15 protein-coding genes are annotated in these 19,969 nt (G+C 37.7%); 14 read left to right on the forward strand and 1 reads right to left on the reverse strand.

The window, feature by feature from the left end; genetic code table 11:
- Positions 1-2 precede the first annotated feature (2 nt).
- The 8 genes from AC20MK_RS04420 (at position 3) to AC20MK_RS04455 (ending at position 8,950) form a co-directional block, all read left to right on the forward strand.
- On the forward strand, positions 3-1,016 hold the full coding sequence (locus AC20MK_RS04420; RefSeq protein ID WP_487356776.1) for a lipid II:glycine glycyltransferase FemX: 1,014 nt from the start codon (positions 3-5) through the stop codon (positions 1,014-1,016).
- Entirely contained in the window at positions 1,001-2,245 is a 1,245-nt protein-coding gene (locus AC20MK_RS04425) for a DegT/DnrJ/EryC1/StrS family aminotransferase (RefSeq protein WP_487356777.1), read from the forward strand. Before AC20MK_RS04420 ends, AC20MK_RS04425 begins: the two co-directional genes overlap by 16 nt.
- Positions 2,246-2,545: 300 nt before the next feature.
- A complete protein-coding gene (locus AC20MK_RS04430) occupies positions 2,546-2,692 on the forward strand; it encodes a hypothetical protein (protein WP_487356778.1) in 147 nt (48 codons plus the stop codon).
- Complete coding sequence (locus tag AC20MK_RS04435) at positions 2,689-3,726, forward strand: DUF354 domain-containing protein (RefSeq protein WP_487356779.1); 1,038 nt, start codon at positions 2,689-2,691, stop codon at positions 3,724-3,726. Before AC20MK_RS04430 ends, AC20MK_RS04435 begins: the two co-directional genes overlap by 4 nt.
- On the forward strand, positions 3,723-4,727 hold the full coding sequence (locus AC20MK_RS04440; protein WP_487356780.1) for a lipid II:glycine glycyltransferase FemX: 1,005 nt from the start codon (positions 3,723-3,725) through the stop codon (positions 4,725-4,727). Before AC20MK_RS04435 ends, AC20MK_RS04440 begins: the two co-directional genes overlap by 4 nt.
- Before the next feature lie 176 nt (positions 4,728-4,903).
- Positions 4,904-6,334 (forward strand): flippase, encoded by a 1,431-nt coding sequence (locus AC20MK_RS04445; RefSeq protein WP_487356781.1) that lies wholly within the window; start codon positions 4,904-4,906, stop codon positions 6,332-6,334.
- A gap of 211 nt (positions 6,335-6,545) precedes the next feature.
- Entirely contained in the window at positions 6,546-7,448 is a 903-nt protein-coding gene (locus AC20MK_RS04450; protein ID WP_487356782.1) for a glycosyltransferase family 2 protein, read from the forward strand.
- A complete protein-coding gene (locus tag AC20MK_RS04455) occupies positions 7,415-8,950 on the forward strand; it encodes a hypothetical protein (RefSeq protein ID WP_487356783.1) in 1,536 nt (511 codons plus the stop codon). The genes AC20MK_RS04450 and AC20MK_RS04455 overlap by 34 nt, the downstream gene beginning before the upstream one ends.
- Positions 8,951-9,105: 155 nt before the next feature.
- Here AC20MK_RS04455 and mdh read toward each other — a convergent pair whose 3' ends face one another.
- Complete coding sequence (gene mdh / locus AC20MK_RS04460) at positions 9,106-10,029, reverse strand: malate dehydrogenase (RefSeq protein ID WP_487356784.1); 924 nt, start codon at positions 10,027-10,029, stop codon at positions 9,106-9,108.
- A gap of 1,045 nt (positions 10,030-11,074) precedes the next feature.
- Here mdh and AC20MK_RS04465 point away from each other — a divergent pair.
- The 6 genes from AC20MK_RS04465 (at position 11,075) to AC20MK_RS04490 (ending at position 19,967) form a co-directional block, all read left to right on the forward strand.
- Positions 11,075-12,817, forward strand: a complete 1,743-nt coding sequence (locus AC20MK_RS04465; RefSeq protein WP_487356785.1) for a right-handed parallel beta-helix repeat-containing protein — start codon at positions 11,075-11,077, stop codon at positions 12,815-12,817.
- Between the two features lie 137 nt (positions 12,818-12,954).
- Positions 12,955-15,846: a sugar-binding protein gene (locus AC20MK_RS04470; RefSeq protein ID WP_487356786.1), complete on the forward strand. Its 2,892-nt coding sequence runs from the start codon at positions 12,955-12,957 to the stop codon at positions 15,844-15,846.
- A gap of 286 nt (positions 15,847-16,132) precedes the next feature.
- Complete coding sequence (locus tag AC20MK_RS04475; RefSeq protein ID WP_487356787.1) at positions 16,133-16,840, forward strand: cohesin domain-containing protein; 708 nt, start codon at positions 16,133-16,135, stop codon at positions 16,838-16,840.
- Positions 16,841-16,975: 135 nt separating this feature from the next.
- Positions 16,976-18,055, forward strand: coding sequence for a PGF-pre-PGF domain-containing protein (locus AC20MK_RS04480; protein ID WP_487356788.1), 1,080 nt, complete (start codon positions 16,976-16,978; stop codon positions 18,053-18,055).
- 224 nt (positions 18,056-18,279) lie between these two features.
- Positions 18,280-19,317 carry a DUF354 domain-containing protein gene (locus AC20MK_RS04485; RefSeq protein ID WP_487356789.1) on the forward strand — a complete coding sequence of 346 codons (1,038 nt, stop codon included), beginning with the start codon at positions 18,280-18,282 and terminating at the stop codon, positions 19,315-19,317.
- A 245-nt stretch (positions 19,318-19,562) separates the two neighbouring features.
- On the forward strand, positions 19,563-19,967 hold the full coding sequence (locus AC20MK_RS04490; RefSeq protein ID WP_487356790.1) for a hypothetical protein: 405 nt from the start codon (positions 19,563-19,565) through the stop codon (positions 19,965-19,967).
- Positions 19,968-19,969: the final 2 nt, after the last annotated feature.

Raw genomic sequence — 19,969 nt, forward strand, 5'->3', positions numbered from 1 at the left:
ATATGATCGAGATCACAGATTCATTCGATAAGCTCCAGTGGGACAATTTCGTGAGCGAACACCCACATGGCAATATCTTCCAAACCACTGAGATGGTCGAGGTCTACAGGCAGGCAAAGAACTATGAACCTGTATCGTTGGCTGCGGTAGATTCTGTGTCTGGAGATATCTTAGCGGTAGTACAGGCAGCTGTCATATGTGAAATTAGTGGAATTGGAAGTTCGTTCTCAGCACGTTCTGTGATACATGGAGGACCTCTTGCTGCTGAAAGTAGAGATGGTGCTGAGGCAGTTTCTGTTTTGATGGGCCAATATAATGTCTTGATGAAAAAGAAGGCAATATATACCCAGATCCGCAACATATGGGATACACACGGATCTAAACAGATGCTGGAATCTCTGGGTTATACATATAGTGAGCATCTGAACTATCTGATCGACCTTGATAGGACTGCTGATACTGTGTGGCAAAGTATTCATAAATCACGGCGAAAAGGTATCAACAGAGCAGAAAAAGCTGGTATCGAGATTAAGAAGATCGAGAATGATGGTGAATTGGTAGATTCATATAATTTAATTGAACAAACTTATAGGAATGTTCGAATGCCGATTGCAGATATTTCTTTATTCAGGGCTGTATATAATTTATTTGTGCCAACAGGTATGGCTGATTTCTATATCGCGATTCAGGACGGGATGCCTGTAGGTACTCGTATAGTGCTCAAATATAATGAGCTGGTGTATGACTGGTATGCAGGATCAAAAAAAGAGGTGGAGTATGTGGACGAAGCGCTTGTCTGGTGCGTTCTCAAAGAAAATGCTGGTGCATATAAGATATTTGACTTTGGTGGTGCAGGGCATCCGAGCAAGCCATACGGTGTAAGGGAATTCAAAAGACGCTTTGGCGGAAAGGAAGTGAATTTCGGTAGGTATGAGAAAACACATGACAAGTTCAAGAATAGAATTGCTGAAGTTGGGTATGGTATATACAGGAAATTGAAGTGCAGGCAATTCTAACATCGATATATACTTATAAAATTGAACTAAAACCAATATTAAAAATGAATTCGATTAAACCCGATCCTCGATTAATTCCCAGATTTAACATTGACTATTATACTGGGGATTTCCTATCATCAATGTTACATCTAGATAAAAGATCAGATGTTGGCATGATAACAGATCTATTTGCAGATGTATCCATCAATTACACAAATAGCGGTCGCACTTCCCTTTATATAATTTTAAAAGCTCTTAATTTGCCTGAGAACTCAAACATTGGTGTTTCCTTATATACGTGCCCAAGTGACTTCGATGCGATAATACATGCTGGGCATAATCCAGTATTTATTGACATTGAACCTGATAATTATACTCTTGATCCACAAGATCTGAATAAAAAAATAGATGATCTTGCTGCTGTTGTTGTGGTCCATGCCTTAGGTCGTCCTGCTGACCTTGAGGGTATACTGAAGGTTGCAGGGGACAAACCGGTGATCGAGGACTGTGCCCATGCATTGTTGAGCAGGTACAAAGGGGAGCTTGTTGGAACAATTGCAACTGCTGGATTTTTTAGTTTCAGAACTGGGAAATATATTTCTGCAGGTGAGGGTGGAATGATCACTACTAAGGATCTTCAGCTTGCATCAAATATAGAGAATGAGATTGGAAAGCTACCAGTTCTTCCAATTACTGACGAGATCAAGCATGCAACAATAACGTATGCACGCTCACTACTGTATCACAGACCTTGGTTTGGGTTGTTTTCTTTGCCACTTGGTAGTAGGATCGAAGAAAAGGTTGATATTATGAACAAACGCTCATTTAGTAAAACAAAGATCAGGAATACGGATCTTCATGTTATTACAAAAAAAATAAAGGACTTTCAGGAAAAAGTGGATAAAACTCGGAATAATTCCCTTTATTTAATAGAGCAACTAAAAGATCTTGATCTAATACTTCCAGTTGAGCGTTCGGAAACCTATTGTAATTATTTCCTTTTTCCAATACAGCTTAAAAACATTTCTGTAAGGAACAATTTGAGTGAAGCGCTCAGAAAAGCAGGGTTTGATACGATCATGCTGTTTAGTGCGACACCAGAAATAGCAAAATTGAGTTATGGGTATGAGGGGGATTGTCCTGCCACTGAAAATGTAGCAAAGAGGCTACTTGTTATGCCTAACCATTATACCTTGGGGAAAAAAGAACTTGATAATATATGTAAGATCATAAAAAATTGTATTTGATGAGATTTGTTCTCAATAATATGAAATAATGATTGCTACGAGATTTCCTATTAAATAGTTTAGGATCATATTGTTAAGAGCATGTAATTGCCATGTTGGGGATAACATATATATTAGAGGGAATTAACAATTATATACAATCGACTTGATTGGTTTCATCTTGTTGTATGGTAGGGGTTCCATATGACCAGTTGTTATCTTTGTAACTACCTCAGGCCCATTTTTGTCAAAAATGGACCATCTATAAAAGCTATAAAGAGCAAGATCATATATTAGGTAACCTTAAGATCGGGGGCAATTATGCTGCCAAATATATCTATTAGAACTGGGCATGTGGTTGGTTTGGGGCTAGTTAGTGCAGGGTTAGCTGCTGCAAAGGACATTGATCATTACATTATTGTAACAGGTGTTCCTGCAGAGAAGCTGAAAGAGGTGGATGCGAATTGAATGTATTATTGGATATTGGTCATCCTAAAGATGTAAATGTGTTCAGTAATGTGATTCGATTACTTCAGGACAGGGGACATAAAATTAAGATCTTTGCACGGGCTAAAGAAAGCACCAGGAAAATGCTGGAAGAGAATGGTTTTGAATATAAACTCTGCAAATATTATAAGACAATGCCGGGCAAAGCTTTCGGTGTTCTTGCTAATGATCTACTTTTGTACAAAATGGCAAGACAGTTCAAGCCTGATATTTTTGTAAGCCCGGGTTCTCCTTATTCGGCACATGTTAGCAGATTGATGGGGAAGCCGCATCTGGCATTTTCAGATACTGAAATAGCAGGTCTGGTCACAAAACTTGCCTTTCCATTTACAGATCGGATCTACACATCGACGTCGTTCTATCTGGACCTCGGACCAAAACAGACACGTTTCAGGGGCTATTATGAGCTAGCATACCTTCATCCCAAATATTTTAAACCCGATGAGAATGTGTTGACTAAATATGGTTTAAAAGCAGGATATATATTGGTTCGTCTATCTGCTCTCTCCTCACATCATGATCTACATGCAAAAGGTTTTAATTTCAAGGCGGAAAAAGAATTAAAAGAATATATCTCTGTGCTTGAAAAGTTTGGAAAAGTGATCATCTCCTCTGAGATATCAGATTGGCAAACAATTAGGGATTATCAACTTGAAATGGACCCCAAAGACCTGCACAATATAATCTATCATGCTGCATTGTGCATTAGTGAAGGTGCAACTATGGCTTCGGAAGCTGCTGTACTTGGAGTTCCTTCTATTTACGTTTCTAATAATCAAAGGGGTTATCTCAACGAGCTTGAGGAAAAATATGGACTTGTTTATACGATTCCTGATAAGGGTCTGGCACTGAAAAAAGCGATAGAGATACTGGGAAATGGATCAAGTAAAGATGTATGGAGATCAAAAAAAGACGAGATGTTAAGCGACACTATAGACGTTGTCGATTTTATTGTTGATACCATTGAGTTTCATGACCAAAAGGGAGTTCAATGACAGAATTTAGCATAATAGAACCAGAAAAGGACATGCTAAATAAGTTTGTCTCTAAAAATAAGTATGCTACTATTTTCCAAACAGGTCACATGCTTGATATCTATCATGATGTGCCTAATTGTGAACCATTGGCTTTGGTGGCAGTTGATGATAACGATGAAATTCTGGCATCGCTGGTCAGCATCAAATTTACAGAAATAAGTGAAATTGGTTACTTTTCTTCCCACATAACTATTCGTGATGCTCCCCTCTGGGTAAATAGCGAATGTGGAAAAAGTGCAGCCATTGAACTAATTAACAAGCATGATAAAATTACTAAAAGAGGATCCCTTTACAATCGAATATATTCAAACTCTAATGCTGCCATGTCAGATCTATTATGTTCATGTGATTATAATTACGAGGACAATTTAAATTTTTTAATTGACTTGAACCGAACCGAGGAGGAGTTATGGAGTTCATTGGGAAAAAAGAAACGTAATGGTATTAGAAAAGCTCAAAAAAATAATGTGGTGATCAAGGAAGTAGAAAATTATGACGAATTAAAAAGTTTTTATGAGCTTCTTTCAGAAACTTCAGAAACTGCCAAGATACCAGTTAAAGATTTTAAGTTGTTCTATAACGTCTATAACATACTAGTGCCAAAAGGATTGTCTAAGATCTATCTGGCAATTCACGATGGTTTACCAATCGCTGGAATACTTACGCTTAATTATAATAATACCATTTATGATTGGTATGCGTGTTCATCACGTAAATACTTACATCTGCATCCTAATGAATATTTAGTCTGGAATATACTATCATGGGGTGCTAAGAACGGTTACTCTACGTTTGATTTTGGAGGTGCTGGCAGTCCGAAGGTAAAGTATACTGTCCGAAATTTCAAAAAACAATTTGGAGGAACATTAGTAAACTATGGTACATATACAAAAATAAATAAACCCCTTACTTTCAAGTTGTGCAAAAAGTGTTATGAATTATATTGTAAAATATTATAATGTTCTTCTTTAAGATCGTATGTGCTGGTTATTTTTTGTAGAAGGACTTACCAACGTTTACGAATCTCTTGAAAAGCTTACCTATCATAATTTGGACATTGAGTGAACTATTATCGATACGGATTCCAATTCAGTAATTAAGAGCCAAGATCATTAATTAGATAACAGGTGAAATATTGAGCACAATTGATAAGGTAGCCAAAAATACAGGTATCCTGCTGGTGGGTAATCTGCTTTTCAGGTTGATCTCTTTAGTTGTTGTGATATATCTCGCAAAATACTTGGGAGTCGATGATTTTGGGAAATACAATTTCGTGTTTGCCTACATTGCATTTTTTGGCATAGTTATTGATTTTGGACTCAGTGAAATACTTGTGCGAGAGATGTCAAGAGACACTGAAAGCATGTCAAAGATGCTTGGAAATGCATATATTATTAAAATAATACTCTCTGTATTTTCTATTCTTCTGTCAATATCAATCATATCATTGATGGATTATCCGGTAGACACGACCACATACGTGTATCTGATATCATTCACACTACTGTTCATGTCATTTAGTGATAACTGCCGTTCGGTGTATCAAACCACGCTGAAAATGGAATACGACATAGTAGCAAAACTGATCACTAAAATAGTCTCTGCTTCTCTGATCTTCTTCATAATTACTATAAATGGCACCCTATATCAGTTAATGGCTGTATTCTTATTTTCAGAGGTATTGAAAGCCTTATTAAATTATTTCTTTGTGAAAAGATTTGTCAGGGTCAAGTTCGATATCGATTTCGCATTGTGGAAACGTTTGTTCAAAGAAGCTCTTCCAATCGCATTCTCCAGTGTCTTCCTCATAATATACCATCGAATAGATGTACTGATGCTTTCCATGATGATCGGTGATCATGCCGTAGGACTTTATTCGGCTGCATACAAATTATGTGAACCATTGGGTTTGATCCCATATGCAATCGTTATCTCATTATTTCCTGTTATGTCAAAAGCATTTACAAGCTCAAATAACACTTTGGTAAAATATTATGAGATGGGATTTAAGTTCCTAGTAATACTTATGCTGCCAATTACCGTGGGAACTGCTCTTATCGCTGATCGGATCATACTCCTTATTTATGATCAATCCTTTGCGGGTTCAATAGTTGCACTCGAAATACTAATATGGTCGGTTTTTCTCGTATCTGTGAATTTATCTTTAACGAGTCTGTTAACATCAATTAATAAACAAGGATTGAACACTTTGAGTATGGGTGTCTGTGTCGCGGCAAATATATTACTCAATTACTTGGTAATCCCTAAGTATAGCTATTATGGAGCAAGTATCACAACGGTCGTAACAGAACTGCTCTTATTATTTATGAGTCTTTATTTTGTTTCCACAAATTTAGTCACTCCAGGGATATTCAGGATATTCGTTAAGCCCATGCTGGCGTGCTTGCTCATGGCTATGCCTGTTTATTATCTGAATAATTTTGTAAACATCAACCTGTTTTTAATAGTGATCTCAGGAGCACTTACTTATGGGGTGGCTTTAGTAGTATTACGGATATTCTCAAGTGAGGAAACCAAAACTATAAGAAGGGTTTTGAAGATATAATTATAATTGGAACAAGTATTATTGCAACAATGGGGATTATTGCATTAATGACTGTCTGGACATTCGAGGAAACAATGATCCTGCATTCATCAATGAAATTTTGTTGGTGAAGGAGGGTGGAGTGTATGTCTATGATCTATGGCTGAAATCTGTGGTAGCTAAGGTAATTCGAATATATATATGACTTTTAGGCTATAAGGATAAATGACATATGAGTATGAGAACATATATTTTGGTGACGCCTTGTAAAGATGAAGAATACAGTTTACCAAAACTTGCAGAGTCGGTTATCAACCAAACGGTGAGGCCAGAGCTATGGGTAATAGTCGATGATGGTAGTACGGATAAAACTCCTCAAATATTACAAGAACTTACCACGTCCCATGAATGGATCCGATCCGTACGACTGGATGAAACTCCAAGAGATCTGGGAATCCACGTTGCACATGTTTATCGAGTGGGTTTCGATCATGCACTGGAATATTGTGATAACCACAATATCGCATATGATCATATAGGGGTCGCGGATTCAGATGTTGTACTTGATGATAATTATTTTGAATATTTAATGAATAAGCTTGAAATGAATCCTAAACTTGGCATCTGTAGTGGCCGGATAGGCTCTACTGTTAATGGTAAAATACTGTGGGACAGGGATCGTGAAGATCTGCCAACAGGTGGTGCCAGGCTATGGAATAAAAAATGCTTTGAAGAGACGGGTGGATATCTTTTAACCTGTAGCCCTGACAGTATTGCTATTGTAAAAGCTAAACTTAGGGGATGGGAAACAAAAAAGTTCGATGACGTAAAAATGGTATCTTTAAGACCATTTGCAGGTGCTGAAGGTCAATGGGTCGGATACAAAAAAATGGGTTCCAACAATTATCACATCGGATTCACTCCGTTGCATATTTTACTAAAAGGGATAAAACTTTTATGGAGCAATGATGATTTTCATAAAAATGGTGTTGGCATACCCTATATGCTAGGGTACTTCACAGATTATGTTAAAAGAGCACCCAGAATTGATGATAAAGAAGTTATCGACTATTACAGGAATACCAGGCTGAAGGAGGTATTATGTTTAAAGATAATCCACCGAAAAACAAGGTGATAATTTTTGCACTTCTTATAGTGCTGAACATAGTGATAAGGATCCCTTCTATCCCTCATGAAAAAGGGAGCGATTCTTTTTTTGTTCATTCCCTTGCCAACTCGATCACGATGTATGGGCAGGCCAACTGGTGGGAAAGTTGGCTTTCCATCTTTGGCTTATACCCATTGTCATATGCAAGTGGGATCCCGTATTTCTTGTCTGGCATTTCCCAACTTGCAAATATTGATATGGAAATCACGATCTTAGTTTTCTCTTTAGTATTGGGCCTTTTTGGTCTATTTGCCTCTTATTTACTTGGAAATATGATATATCCAGATTCAGTCTTTAAATATGTATTTGCACTTCTTTTTTCAGTGTCCCAGGGTGTATTGATCTTTACTACATGGGAGGTCAGTACAAGGGGTCCTTTTATTGCACTATTCCCTTTGTTCTTATATTTGCTATTGAAATTTTCGAACGGTTCAAGGCTAAAGATAGGTGCTCTGTTACTGATGTTATTAATTTTGCTATTTAGCATTCATAAATTTTCTTACTTTGCAGCATTATCCCTTGGATTGATGGTATTCCTGTTATTGACCAGAAACAGAATAAAAATACCTTCCAATATTCAGACAATGGGGTACAGTGCATTGTTTTTGTTCTTCATGATGCTTCCTTTTTTCAAAAGAAGCCTGGTACCTTTTGCAGGTTCCAGGTATGATTGGATACTGGAAATATTGATAGTTCAAGTAAGACATGTGGGACCATTGACCCTATTGGTTTTTGGTGGCCTGGTTTACATGTTGTTGAAACAGCCTAAGAGAAAAGAAGAGGCATTCATTCTATTGCTATCCGCATTCCTTTTGCCAATTATATATTCTGATATCTATGGGCATTTTGTTTATCTGCTCTTCTCAATATTTTTGGTTAGCATTGCTCTAACTAATGTCCTCAATGTGCCATCCAAATATTTCAAGACATTCGCAATATTATTACTTATCTGTTCGGTATCATTTTCGGGCTTTTATAATCACTGGCGTACTGGCGAAGCGGCGGAAGAATGGGTGATGGATGACAAGACATATGTTTCTGCAAAATGGGCCAATCATTATATTAATGACACAGCCGGAGCTTTCGGTAACGGTGATAGAACAATGCGTCGGTTTATGGCCATATCAGATGGAACTCCAAGGGTACTTTTAGATTCGATATCAGCTTTAACGTATGGATTTGTGAATTTTTCAGAAATTGATGTGCAAAAGAGGTCTCCATTGTCCAGTTCATATTATTTTGACAATCCCTATTTTGCAGGAGATTTTCATTCAACAGATGGAAGTATCAATTGGGTTTTGATACAGGAAGATATAGATTACAGATCTTCCAGAGAGCTATATAGCAAATATGATCTTTCTTACCTTATAATGGATACTAAATATCCTGAACCTGTATTTGAATCAGTGTATGAGAAAAAGATAAGTATCTATGATAATAGCAGGATCAAAATATGGATAATTGACTAATTATCCATTAATCTCTTTTTAGTTTTCTATTTTTGAATATCTTCATTAAGTACAACATATGCAGAAAGCATCAGCCACACAGGAATATGGTCATCTTGATAGTACTATCAATTCAAATCCCTTTGGTTGAACCTGGATATCTATATCCTTTTACATTACAGTTTTAACTTTGCTATCCCTTCGTGCACAGACTTAGCAGATCTTGAAAATGCCTGTTGCTGGCTTTCTGTCAATTCAAGTTCGATGACCTCTTCCACGCCGTCCTTACCTAATATCACAGGTACTCCCAGATATAAGTCGCTCTCGTTGTATTCTCCTTGCAAATAAGCGGCTGCAGGAAGAACTCGTTTTTGATCTTTTATCACGGATTCTACCATGGTGGCAATGGCTGCTGCCGGGGCATAGAAAGCACTGCCTGTCTTAAGGTATTCAACAATTTCAGTTCCGGCGTTGATGGTGCGCTGTATCAGCCTATCGATCGTTTCTTCTGGAAGCATTTTTGAGATCGGAATTCCTGATACTGTGGTATATTGTGGTAGTGCTACGAGGGAATCCCCATGTCCTCCAAGTACGAGTGCAGAAACATCCTGTACTGAAATTCCAAGTTCCATTGCAATGAATGCTGCAAAACGACTTGAATCAAGTACTCCACTCATTCCAAATACCCGTTCAGTTTCCAGTCCTGTATATTTCTGTGTGGCATAGGTCATTACGTCAAGTGGATTGGAGACCGTGATAACTATGGCTTCAGGTGCATATTTCGAAATGTTTTCAGATACATCTTTTATGATATTTGCATTTATATTCATCAGGTCATCACGCATCATTCCCTTTTTTCGGGCTATTCCTGCGGTAATGATAACAACATCAGAATCCACAATGTCAGCGTAATTGGTCGTGCCCAATATGTCCACATTGTATCCAAGAACAGGGGCGGCCTGTATAATATCAAGTGCTTTCCCTTCGGGCAGACCCTCAACGACATCGGTCATAACAATGTTCCCGAGCTCAAGTTCAGCAAGACGCTGAACAGTGGTAGAGCCAACGTTACCTGATCCTATGACTGCTATTTTCTTCATTTGTAACTACCTCCGAATGATTGGACATATCCGATGATCAATACATTACATTCTAAGTTTGATTTTCAATACTAATATATGTGCGCTTAGTCTGTTTGAGTCGTGCAAAATGTAACTCAAATTAAGGACAATGGCATAGTTCCAACTTTGACATATTGAATTAGCAGGTCCAATATCCTGTCTCTTGTAATTATTGTGGAAAAAGGCACTATGAAAACTTGGGGGTGTGGTCGGACTGGGGAATTTGTGGTGCTATTATCATTGGGTTTATTGTATAGCTATTCATATGTTGGAAAAATATGAATTTGATAGTTGAAAATATGTCTAAAAATTCATTAAAATGTCGATTTCAAATTTGACATTATACTAGAAAGTAGGGGATTCAAATCAAAAAATACATTTATGTCAACCTTAATGGTATATGAATTGATTTTTGGCCATAAAGAGCTAATTTAATAACAACTAATGTATATTTATCACAGAGGTCAAGCTGCTTCTCTTAATAGATATTTCGGCGGATGATGTTGTTTTTATGAATATGAAATATGACTCTTAATATATCTAAACATTTAAAACTAATTTTTTAATAGGAACCTTTTTATTAAATAACTTTGTACGCTATTCGTCGATTGAATATGCGTTAATAGTCGAAAATTATATTTCAAAAGCTATGAATCCAGGGATGATACAAAAACCATTATATTGTTTACCAACATTTTTTTATGAGTTGTAAGTAGGTGAAAATAGCCTGATTATGGACACTCTTGCCTTTTTGGGGGTTATTATGAAAAGATATAACAAACCTGTATTTTGTTCTGAAATATTATGTTTTCGATCAATACAAAACATCAGTACAGTAAAATCTCTTTCAATAAATGTCTTTTGTACTGTTTTTATTTTGTTAGCTTTATCGAATAGCGCATATGCTACTGACTATTATGTTGCCACGTGGGGTGACGATGCTCACACAGGTCTAACGCACGAACAATCTGTAAGATCCCTGGATCATGCCCTATCCTTAATGGTTGCAGGTGATACCCTATACATGTCTGACGGAACCTGGTATGGGGAAGTATTGGATTTTGTGGGGCATGATCTGGGGGGCACATCTGGCAATCCTGTTACAGTAAAAGCATATGATGGAAACCCAACCCTAAGCAACGGTCCCTCGAAAGTGAATATGATCGATACGTCCTATCAAGACTGGATCACTATAGATGGGATCACTGTTACCAACGGTTATAATGGGTATCATGCTTCATGGAATAGTCACCTTGTTATCCGAAATTGTACTTTTTCGAACATGCGTATGGATGGAATTAATTTCTGGAGGCAGGTAAGTGATACCTTAGTAGAGAATACTGTTGTTACCAATTGTGGTGAACATGGCATTCACTATTATAATCAGTTGGATGAAGGGATAATGTATAACCATGTTATCAGGAACAATGATATCTCTAACTCTGGGCATAATCTGATCGATCTTCATACAAGGATAAGTAATGTAATAGTTGAGAACAATGAACTCTATTTCACATCTGATTATTCAGGTCTGGAACAGGTTGGACTGTATTTACATAATGGTGATACTGACAACATAACAATACGCAACAACTACTTCCATGATCAGCCAAGACCTCTGGAAGTTTTAAATTCAGAAGATGTCTTTATAGAATATAATAGATTCGAGGATATAAGTGGTAGAGCATTAATGTTGTCCTCATTTAACGACGGATCGTATGACAAGAATGCTCGTGTTCACAATATATATTTTAGAAACAATATCATAGACAATGCTGACCATGCTGTCCTTTTCTGGGGAGAGGACTCGATATATCAGAATATCTACTTTATCAATAATACTTTACTGAATATAGGGAGCTCTGATTTCTATATCCATGGTGGTACTTTTAAGAATCCAATAACTCTTGAAGGTAATTTACCACGCGAGCAAAGTAAAACATTCACATTCAGCGTTTATCCCAGTGATACTATCTCTTTAATAGATTCTTCCAATGCCATCATGTTCAGCGAGGATGAATCTATTAACGTATGTAGCGTTGATGCTTCATTGATCAAGGTTGAATACTCTGATGGTAATTTGACCATTAACAAGTATCCGATATATGCTCATCCGACTACGGGGCATGTGAATGTTGAAGTGAACAAATATGATATCTCTCTTCCACAAGGTGAGGTCCTCATAGATTTCACTGCGAAATCAACTGACGGGGGAAGTGTGGTGTTCACTGTTGATGACCTGCAACCAGATCACTGTTATGACATCAAAATGGATGATGTTGATCTTACTTCAAAACAGGCAGATCCTTCGGGTCAGATCCAGTTTACAAGTTCAGAGTTGTCAAGGGAACATTCTTTCTCTGTTCAAGAAACTACTTATTCCTCAAATTTTTTAATGACCGCCGATGCTGGCTCAGACAGATCTATCGTTCCTGGCGAGACAGCATCTTTCGATGACTCGAGTTCCTATGATGACGGCGGCATCATATCTTATATATGGAATTTCGAATCTGATGTTGGACTTCTGCCAGATATCACTGGTATGGTTTTGCATGATAGCTATAAAGAAGTAGGAACCTACACAATGGTTCTTACTAATTTAAATACTAATTACGAGACTAACACTTATGCGATCTTTGGCGAAGAAAGTTATGTCTGCCATGTTCCGTTCACATTTTGTCTGGACCGTGGTCAATTTTCTCCAAAATATGGCCATACTAATTATAAGTATGTCCACAATTCTGTTTTATTATTTACAAATAAATAATTTATTAAGGGAATTACATGATGAATCGTAAAAACGAAATAAATTCCGAGAAAACAAAACATAGCTTTTTACAAGGCACGAAGAATTCTAGATATTTTTTACGAAATATTCTTTATGCAGTTTGTATACTATTAGCTTTGTCCGGTACAGCAAGTGCAACTGACTACTATGTTGCTACTTGGGGTGATGACGCACACACAGGTCTGACCCATGAACAATCTGTAAAAACTTTAGATCATGCTCTATCCTTAATGGGCGCAGGTGATACTTTATACATGTCTGACGGAACCTGGTCCAGAGAAATATTGGATTTTACGGCACACGGTTTGGAGGGTACTCCTGGTAATCCTGTTACGGTGAAAGCATACAATGGAAACCCAACTATGACCAACGGTCCCTCAGGAGCAGCTATGATCAAGACATCTTATCAAGATTGGATCACGATAGATGGAATAACTGTTACCAATGGTTATACTGGTTATCTTGCTGAACATAATAGCCATCTTGTTATCAGAAATTCTGAGTTTTCGAACATGGACCTTGAGGGAATTGATTTCCGTACACATACAAGTGATACCTTAGTAGAAAATAATGTTATTACCAATTGTGTTGAACATGGAATTCATTATTTTAATCAGATGGGTACAGAGATAATGTATAATCATGTTATCAGGAACAATAAGATCTCTAACGCTGGTCATAATCTGCTCGACATTCATACAAGAATAAATGATGTAATAGTTGAAGACAATGAACTCTATTTCACATCTGATTATTCAGGTCTGAAACAGGTTGGGCTGTATTTACATAATGGTGATACTGACAACATAATGATACGCAATAACTATTTCCATGATCAGCCAAGACCTCTGGAAATTTATAATTCAGAAAATGTCGTTATAGAAGATAACAGGTTTGAGGATATAAATGGCAGAGCATTAATGTTGTCCTCATTTAACGACGCAAAGTATGACAAGAATGCTCGTGTTTACGATATATATTTTAGAAATAATGTCCTAAAAAATGTTGACTATGGTGTCCTTTTCTGGGGTGAGGAGTCAATATATCAGAATATCTACATTACTGATAATACTTTATCGAATGTCAGAAATTATGATTTCTGGATATACAGTGGTACTTTTAAAAACCCAATAATACTTGGAGACAATTTGCCACGTGAGCAAAGCAAAACATTCCTTTTCCGCGTTTACCCGGTTGGTGCTATCTCTGTAGTAGATTCGTCCAATGCCATTATGGTCAGTGATGACGAATCTGTTACTGTATCTGATGTTGATGGTTCATCTATCAATGTTGAATCCCGTGATAGGACTTTGACAGTAAACACGTATCCGATGTATGCTCATCCGACTAAGGGACCTGTAAATGTAGAAGTGAACAAATATGATACATCTCTTCCACAGGGCAATGTACTCGTAGATTTCACTGCCCAATCCACCGATGGGGACAATGTGGTGTTCACTGTAGGTGACCTGCGACCAAACCGCTATTATAACGTCAAAATGGATGGTACTGACTTTGTTTCAAAACAGGCAGATTCTTCAGGTCAGATCAAGTTTGCGAGTTCCGAGTGGTCTGTACATTCTTTCTCCGTAGAAGAGGTTTCGTCAGCTCCATCGAATCTTTCACCAACTGCTAATGCTGGCTCTGGCATGACAGTTGTTACTGGTGAAACTATATCCTTTGATGGTTCAGATTCATCAGATGACAAGGGAATTGCTTCCTATGCATGGGATTTCGATGCTTCTAATGGACTCCAGGAAGATGCGAAAAGTGCTGTTGTGCAGCATTCCTATGATGCTGCAGGTACCTATAAAGTAACTCTTACTGTGGAAGATGCTGACGGTAACACAGACTCTGATACTGTCACTGTAGTAGTAACAACAACCATGGGTGATGTTAACCATGCACCTGTCATCACTACATTCAAACCAGCAAACAATGCAGTCTTTGATGAAGGTGATTCTATTTCCTTCGATGTAACTGCATCCGATGCTGATGGGGATGCATTGAGCTATACCATACTGATCGATGGGGTTATTCGCAGCACTTCTTCTAACTATATATGGAACACTGACAGCACAAGTTCTGGTGCTCATACGATCAAAACAATTGTAAGTGATGGTCTTGATCAGGTAACGTCAACTCGTACCGTTACTATCAATGACAAACCTATCATCATCGAGTCACTTGACATAGTTCAGGGTGATGCTACTGTAGACGGTGATCTGAGCGACTGGCAGGATGTGACCGGTATGACTCTGACTGGCTCAACTAACAGAAATCCTGGGGAAGACAATACCGCTGTGGTTAAGGCAAAACATGATGACAATTACCTGTACCTTGCCTTTGAGGTAACTGATACGAACCTTCAGGCTTCCGGCCAGGATGAGGTTAGCCATATCTATCTAGATGATGGTGTAGAGATATTCCTTGACACACAGCACGATAATGCTGGTGTGATGCAGTCAGATGACTATCACTTTATCATTAACCTGAATGGTGCAGTAATCGATGAAGTGGGTACTGGTGGCGGCAAGGATCTCTCGTATACCAGTGGCATAATGACAGGCATAACTTTGTTGGGTAGCAATGGTGACGAAAGTGACACGGATACTGGTTACGTGATAGAAGTTGCAATCCCTTGGACTGATGTTGGCGGTGATCCTTCGAATGGTGCTGTTGGCTTGAACGTTGGAATAAACGATCGGGATAATGGGTTCGATGGTCGTCAGTATTTTGACTCGTGCAGTCTAACAGGCTCAACCAATGATGCGCCTAACAACTGGGGTGATGCGATCATTGTAGCTACGGACAACATAACACCTGTTACACATCCACGGTGGGATGTGAATAAGGATGGTGTGGTGAATATTCTGGATATTACTCTGGTGAGTCAGAATATGGGCAGTCAAAATTTAGATACTGTCTGGGACGTAAACCAGGATGGTGAAGTAAACATCCAGGATCTTACCCTCGTAGCACATCACTTCGGTGAAACAGTAGAATGAGATGCATATTCTGCATCTCCTTTTATTCTTTTTACCATCTGTCAATTCGACTGCTGGATTTTCATAAATTTTCTTTTCATTTTAATTATAATGTAATTATTTTCATGTAAAATTATATTAATTTTTTAATTACATTAGTCGCAAGTTCTATGTAATTTCATTTCTCTGCCTATTGAAAACCAGTCTAATTCGACCCCCTGCATCATAATGATAATGCGTATGACAGGTACTAGTTTTTCACAATGTTTATATATCACCAACACAATGATAAATTGGGGATTTAAATTTGATTGATTATAAGCAAGTCCTCAAAGTTATTTCAAATAAAGGGGAAAACATGTTTAGCATAAAAAACGTATTCATGGTAGTTATTATAATAACATTGTTTGCAGCTCTTAGCAACGTTTCTGCAGCTGCTTCCGATGTAGTTTTAAAACCATCATCACAGGTCGTTGAACCTGGGGAAACTTTCACAATTGAAGTGTTTGTTTCTCCGGATGTTGATATTGCAGGAATGCAGTTTGATCTACTTTTCGATAGTTCTAAGGTCCAGATCACAGAGGTAAACGAAGGCAACTTGTTCAAACAAAGTGGTATGGGGACATTTTTTGTTGCCGGTTCTGTAAATTCGGGTCTGCTCAATGATGCATACGGTTGTATTCTAGGTGCGGCAGATATCTCAACACCAGCAACTTTTGCCAGCATCACAGCAACAGCAAATGAACAGGCAAGTGGGAAATCAGATCTAGTCCTAAAAGATGTCATTATCAGCGATCCAACTGGTAATGCTGTTGATCTCGAAATAATAAACACCGAGGTCATTATTGTGGTTTTCGATATCAATCAGGATAATATGGTTGATTACAGTGATTATGGCTTAGTTCAGCAGCATTTCGATGAGGTCACAACATATCCTTATCCACTATGGGATGTGAATCAGGATAATATTGTAAATGTTCTAGATCTGATGCTGGTTCTATCGCATATGGATTAATAAATGTGGGGGATTCCGATAAGAAAGTATATTTTCATCTCTGGGAAAAGTATATTTTATTCCCTCCTCCTTTTTTCTCTATTTACGATTGCCTGCCTTAGTGGAATTGCCAGTGCAACTACAGAAATCAGCATCATGCCCACATCTCAATCAGTAGAAGAAGGGCAGAACTTTGTTGTGAATATCTATTTGCAGCCAGACCTCCCGGTTGCTGGTATGCAGTTCGATCTATCTTATGACAGTAAACTGGTCAAAGCGGTTCAGGTCTCAGAAGGTGAATTCTTAAGACAGGATGGTGCACTTGTCTGGTTTGATCCCGGTGTGATAGATAGCTCAAATGGAATAATTGATTCTGTCTATGGTTTGATATTGGACAAGACAAGTGTCACAGAACCGGAAGTTTTTGCTATCATCCAGATGACCGCTGGCAATGTATCTGGTACAAGTTCTTTGGAACTATCTAACGTTGTGGTTAGTGATAATCAAGGGCTGATCATCCCGATTGATGTTGTCAATGGGGCAATTACGGTCACATCTGGTACATCTCCTTCCAATGTATCTACAATCCTTGATCGAGACAGTGATGGGTCCAATTATGGGGTTGTCACAATTGGCACAACAAGTAGATCATATGAGGAAGTTGAGGTCGTAGAAAAATCCAGTCAGTCTGTGTACCTTGGTTCTCAAATTTCCTACCAGTTCGTTGAGCATGAAAATCCTATTACATATATTAACTATAGTTCTCTCACAAACGCCGGTAATGTCATAGCAACTGTTGAAGTCCTTAAGCAAACATCTACACTCGCCTCATCTCCCCCTCCTGGGATAGTCTACAAGAATCTGAATATATGGGTGGGGAAACCCGGTTATGCCATAGAACGTAATATACAGGATGCCGTTGTTGGTTTTAAGGTAAATAGGTCCTGGCTTGAAGGTAATCATATCTCTGATAGTTCTATAATGATGTATCGTTATGATCAGAGTATGTGGGAGTCCCTTTCAACAAAGAAGATCAGTGAGAGCAGTAGTTATGTCGTCTTTGAAGCAGAGACTTCTGTTTTTTCACCATTTGCGATAGTTGGAGTTAGCTCAGATGATATAACTGAAAGAACAGAGGTTGATGATGCTCCTGCAGAGAATGAAAGCCTTGATCAGAATGCAGCCTTTATTGTGTGTCTGTCGATGTTGGTGCTGCTATTTGCTAGAAGACGGTAATTTATAATTACTGGTTATCATCTATTTTTATCTACTCGCTCTTCATTTTATTGCTTTAAATTCCGCTGCTAAAATTTATCAAAAAAATGGATATATTATTTTTGACTTTTCGCAGTGATTAGTTATTTCAAGTAGAAATGTACATAATAATAACAATAGGTTTCTAAAGCACTAAAATAAGGTTGAATAAAGAAAAATCTCAATATTGAGAAAAGGAATATAAAATGAATATACTGGTTGGAATCTCTCATCCTAAACATGTTTACATGTTCAAAAATTTCATTAATGAAATGGAAAAGAGAGGTCATCAGATTAAAATAGTCTTAATAAAAAAAGACAACAATAATGAATTACTGGATGATTTCAACCTGGATTATGTTCAGATCGGTGAGAACAAACCAACATTTCTTAAGAAATTATTATCTTTGCTCAAACTTGAACTGAATACATACAATGTTGTAAGGGATTTTAAACCGGATGTTTTTATAGGGCAAGCCCTTCCATCTTTAGCACATATTAGTTTTTTATTCAGAAAGCCATATTTTATTTTTGAAGACACTGAACATGCGACTCAGGTCCATTATCTAACTTTCCCTTTCACAAAATACATCGTAACTCAAAAAGGTTATTGGGACGATCTTGGAAAAAAACAGATACATTACAATGGTTATTTTGAACTCAATTACCTCCATCCGAACCATTTTCAACCCGATCCTTCTATTTTAGAAAAACTTGGACTTGCTGAGGATGAAACATATTCAATTTTGAGGTTTGTATCCTGGGAAGCACTTCATGATCAATCCAACAAAGGTTTTTCCTTATCTATGAAAAGAAAGATCGTGAGGGAACTGGAAAAGTATGGGAAAGTTTTCATCTCGTCGGAAAAAGAACTTCCAGAAGATCTTCGTAAATATCAAATACAATTACCTGCAAGCGATATGCATTATCTAATGAATTATGCAACTCTTTTTATGGGCGAGAGTTCAACTATGGCATCGGAATGTGCTGTGTTAGGTACACCTGCTATTTTTATCGATTTCTGTGGAAGAGGATATACCAATCATCAAGAAGCAGAATATGGTCTCGTGTTCAATTTCAAGAACGATGTAGAGTCTCAGGAAAAAGCGTTAGAAAAAGCTATTGAGCTAATCTCTGATAAAGACCTCAAAAATAAGTGGGGAACTAAGAGGGGGAGAATGCTTAAAGAGCTGGAAGATGGAACCCAATTCATGGTAAAACTTATTGAAGATCGAATTGGATAAATAAAATGATGGTTTTTTTATCCTTGTCTCCTTTCTAAATGTGATATATTTCTTAATCACCATCATATTTTTTTGATTATTGAATTGTTTACTATTTATCGGAGAAATAATAAGTCAGTATTTCCTTATGATTTTCTGGAATACTTTTAATAATAACGTAATTCAATCTATTATTGTTGTCATTCACAATAACATATTACTTATTCTTCTATAATGCATAACTTCCACAAAAGGTGAACCTCACCATGCTATCCCGCCTGATCCCCCAACAAAGATCAACATCCACCCGCCTTGGCGGTCTCCTCATTCTCGTAGGCGAGACCATGTTCCTCTTCTCCCTCCTGAACTTCATCATGATAACCCGTATACAGTATTACAGCTCGAACGACACATTGTTCAGGACACTATTTCCAGAATACATATTATTCCTTGGGGGAATGTTCGTTGTCGCCTTTATCGGAATGTGGCTAACCTATGTCTATATCTTTCCAAGCAAGCAAAAGTTCTCGCAGGAGCAGGCTGTCAAGGATGGTAGAAGTCCTATGTATGACCGGCTTGTACAGATGCATGAAGAAATGCATGAAATGCAGTCCATGATAAAACAACTTCAGGAGCAGGTTGACACGTTGGGCAAAGAAAGGAAAACATGAAT

This window comes from Methanococcoides sp. DA23, assembly GCF_057593895.1.

Excerpts from the sequence above, each read along its gene's own strand:
- AC20MK_RS04465 (WP_487356785.1), top strand. The coding sequence starts at position 11,075 with ATGTCTGACGGAACCTGGTATGGGGAAGTATTGGATTTTGTGGGGCAT.
- AC20MK_RS04440 (WP_487356780.1), top strand. The coding sequence starts at position 3,723 with ATGACAGAATTTAGCATAATAGAACCAGAAAAGGACATGCTAAATAAG.
- AC20MK_RS04485 (WP_487356789.1), top strand. The coding sequence starts at position 18,280 with ATGAATATACTGGTTGGAATCTCTCATCCTAAACATGTTTACATGTTC.
- AC20MK_RS04490 (WP_487356790.1), top strand. The coding sequence starts at position 19,563 with ATGCTATCCCGCCTGATCCCCCAACAAAGATCAACATCCACCCGCCTT.
- AC20MK_RS04430 (WP_487356778.1), top strand. The coding sequence starts at position 2,546 with ATGCTGCCAAATATATCTATTAGAACTGGGCATGTGGTTGGTTTGGGG.
- AC20MK_RS04455 (WP_487356783.1), top strand. The coding sequence starts at position 7,415 with ATGTTTAAAGATAATCCACCGAAAAACAAGGTGATAATTTTTGCACTT.
- AC20MK_RS04480 (WP_487356788.1), top strand. The coding sequence starts at position 16,976 with ATGCCCACATCTCAATCAGTAGAAGAAGGGCAGAACTTTGTTGTGAAT.
- mdh (WP_487356784.1), bottom strand. The coding sequence starts at position 10,029 with ATGAAGAAAATAGCAGTCATAGGATCAGGTAACGTTGGCTCTACCACT.
- AC20MK_RS04450 (WP_487356782.1), top strand. The coding sequence starts at position 6,546 with ATGAGTATGAGAACATATATTTTGGTGACGCCTTGTAAAGATGAAGAA.
- AC20MK_RS04420 (WP_487356776.1), top strand. The coding sequence starts at position 3 with ATGATCGAGATCACAGATTCATTCGATAAGCTCCAGTGGGACAATTTC.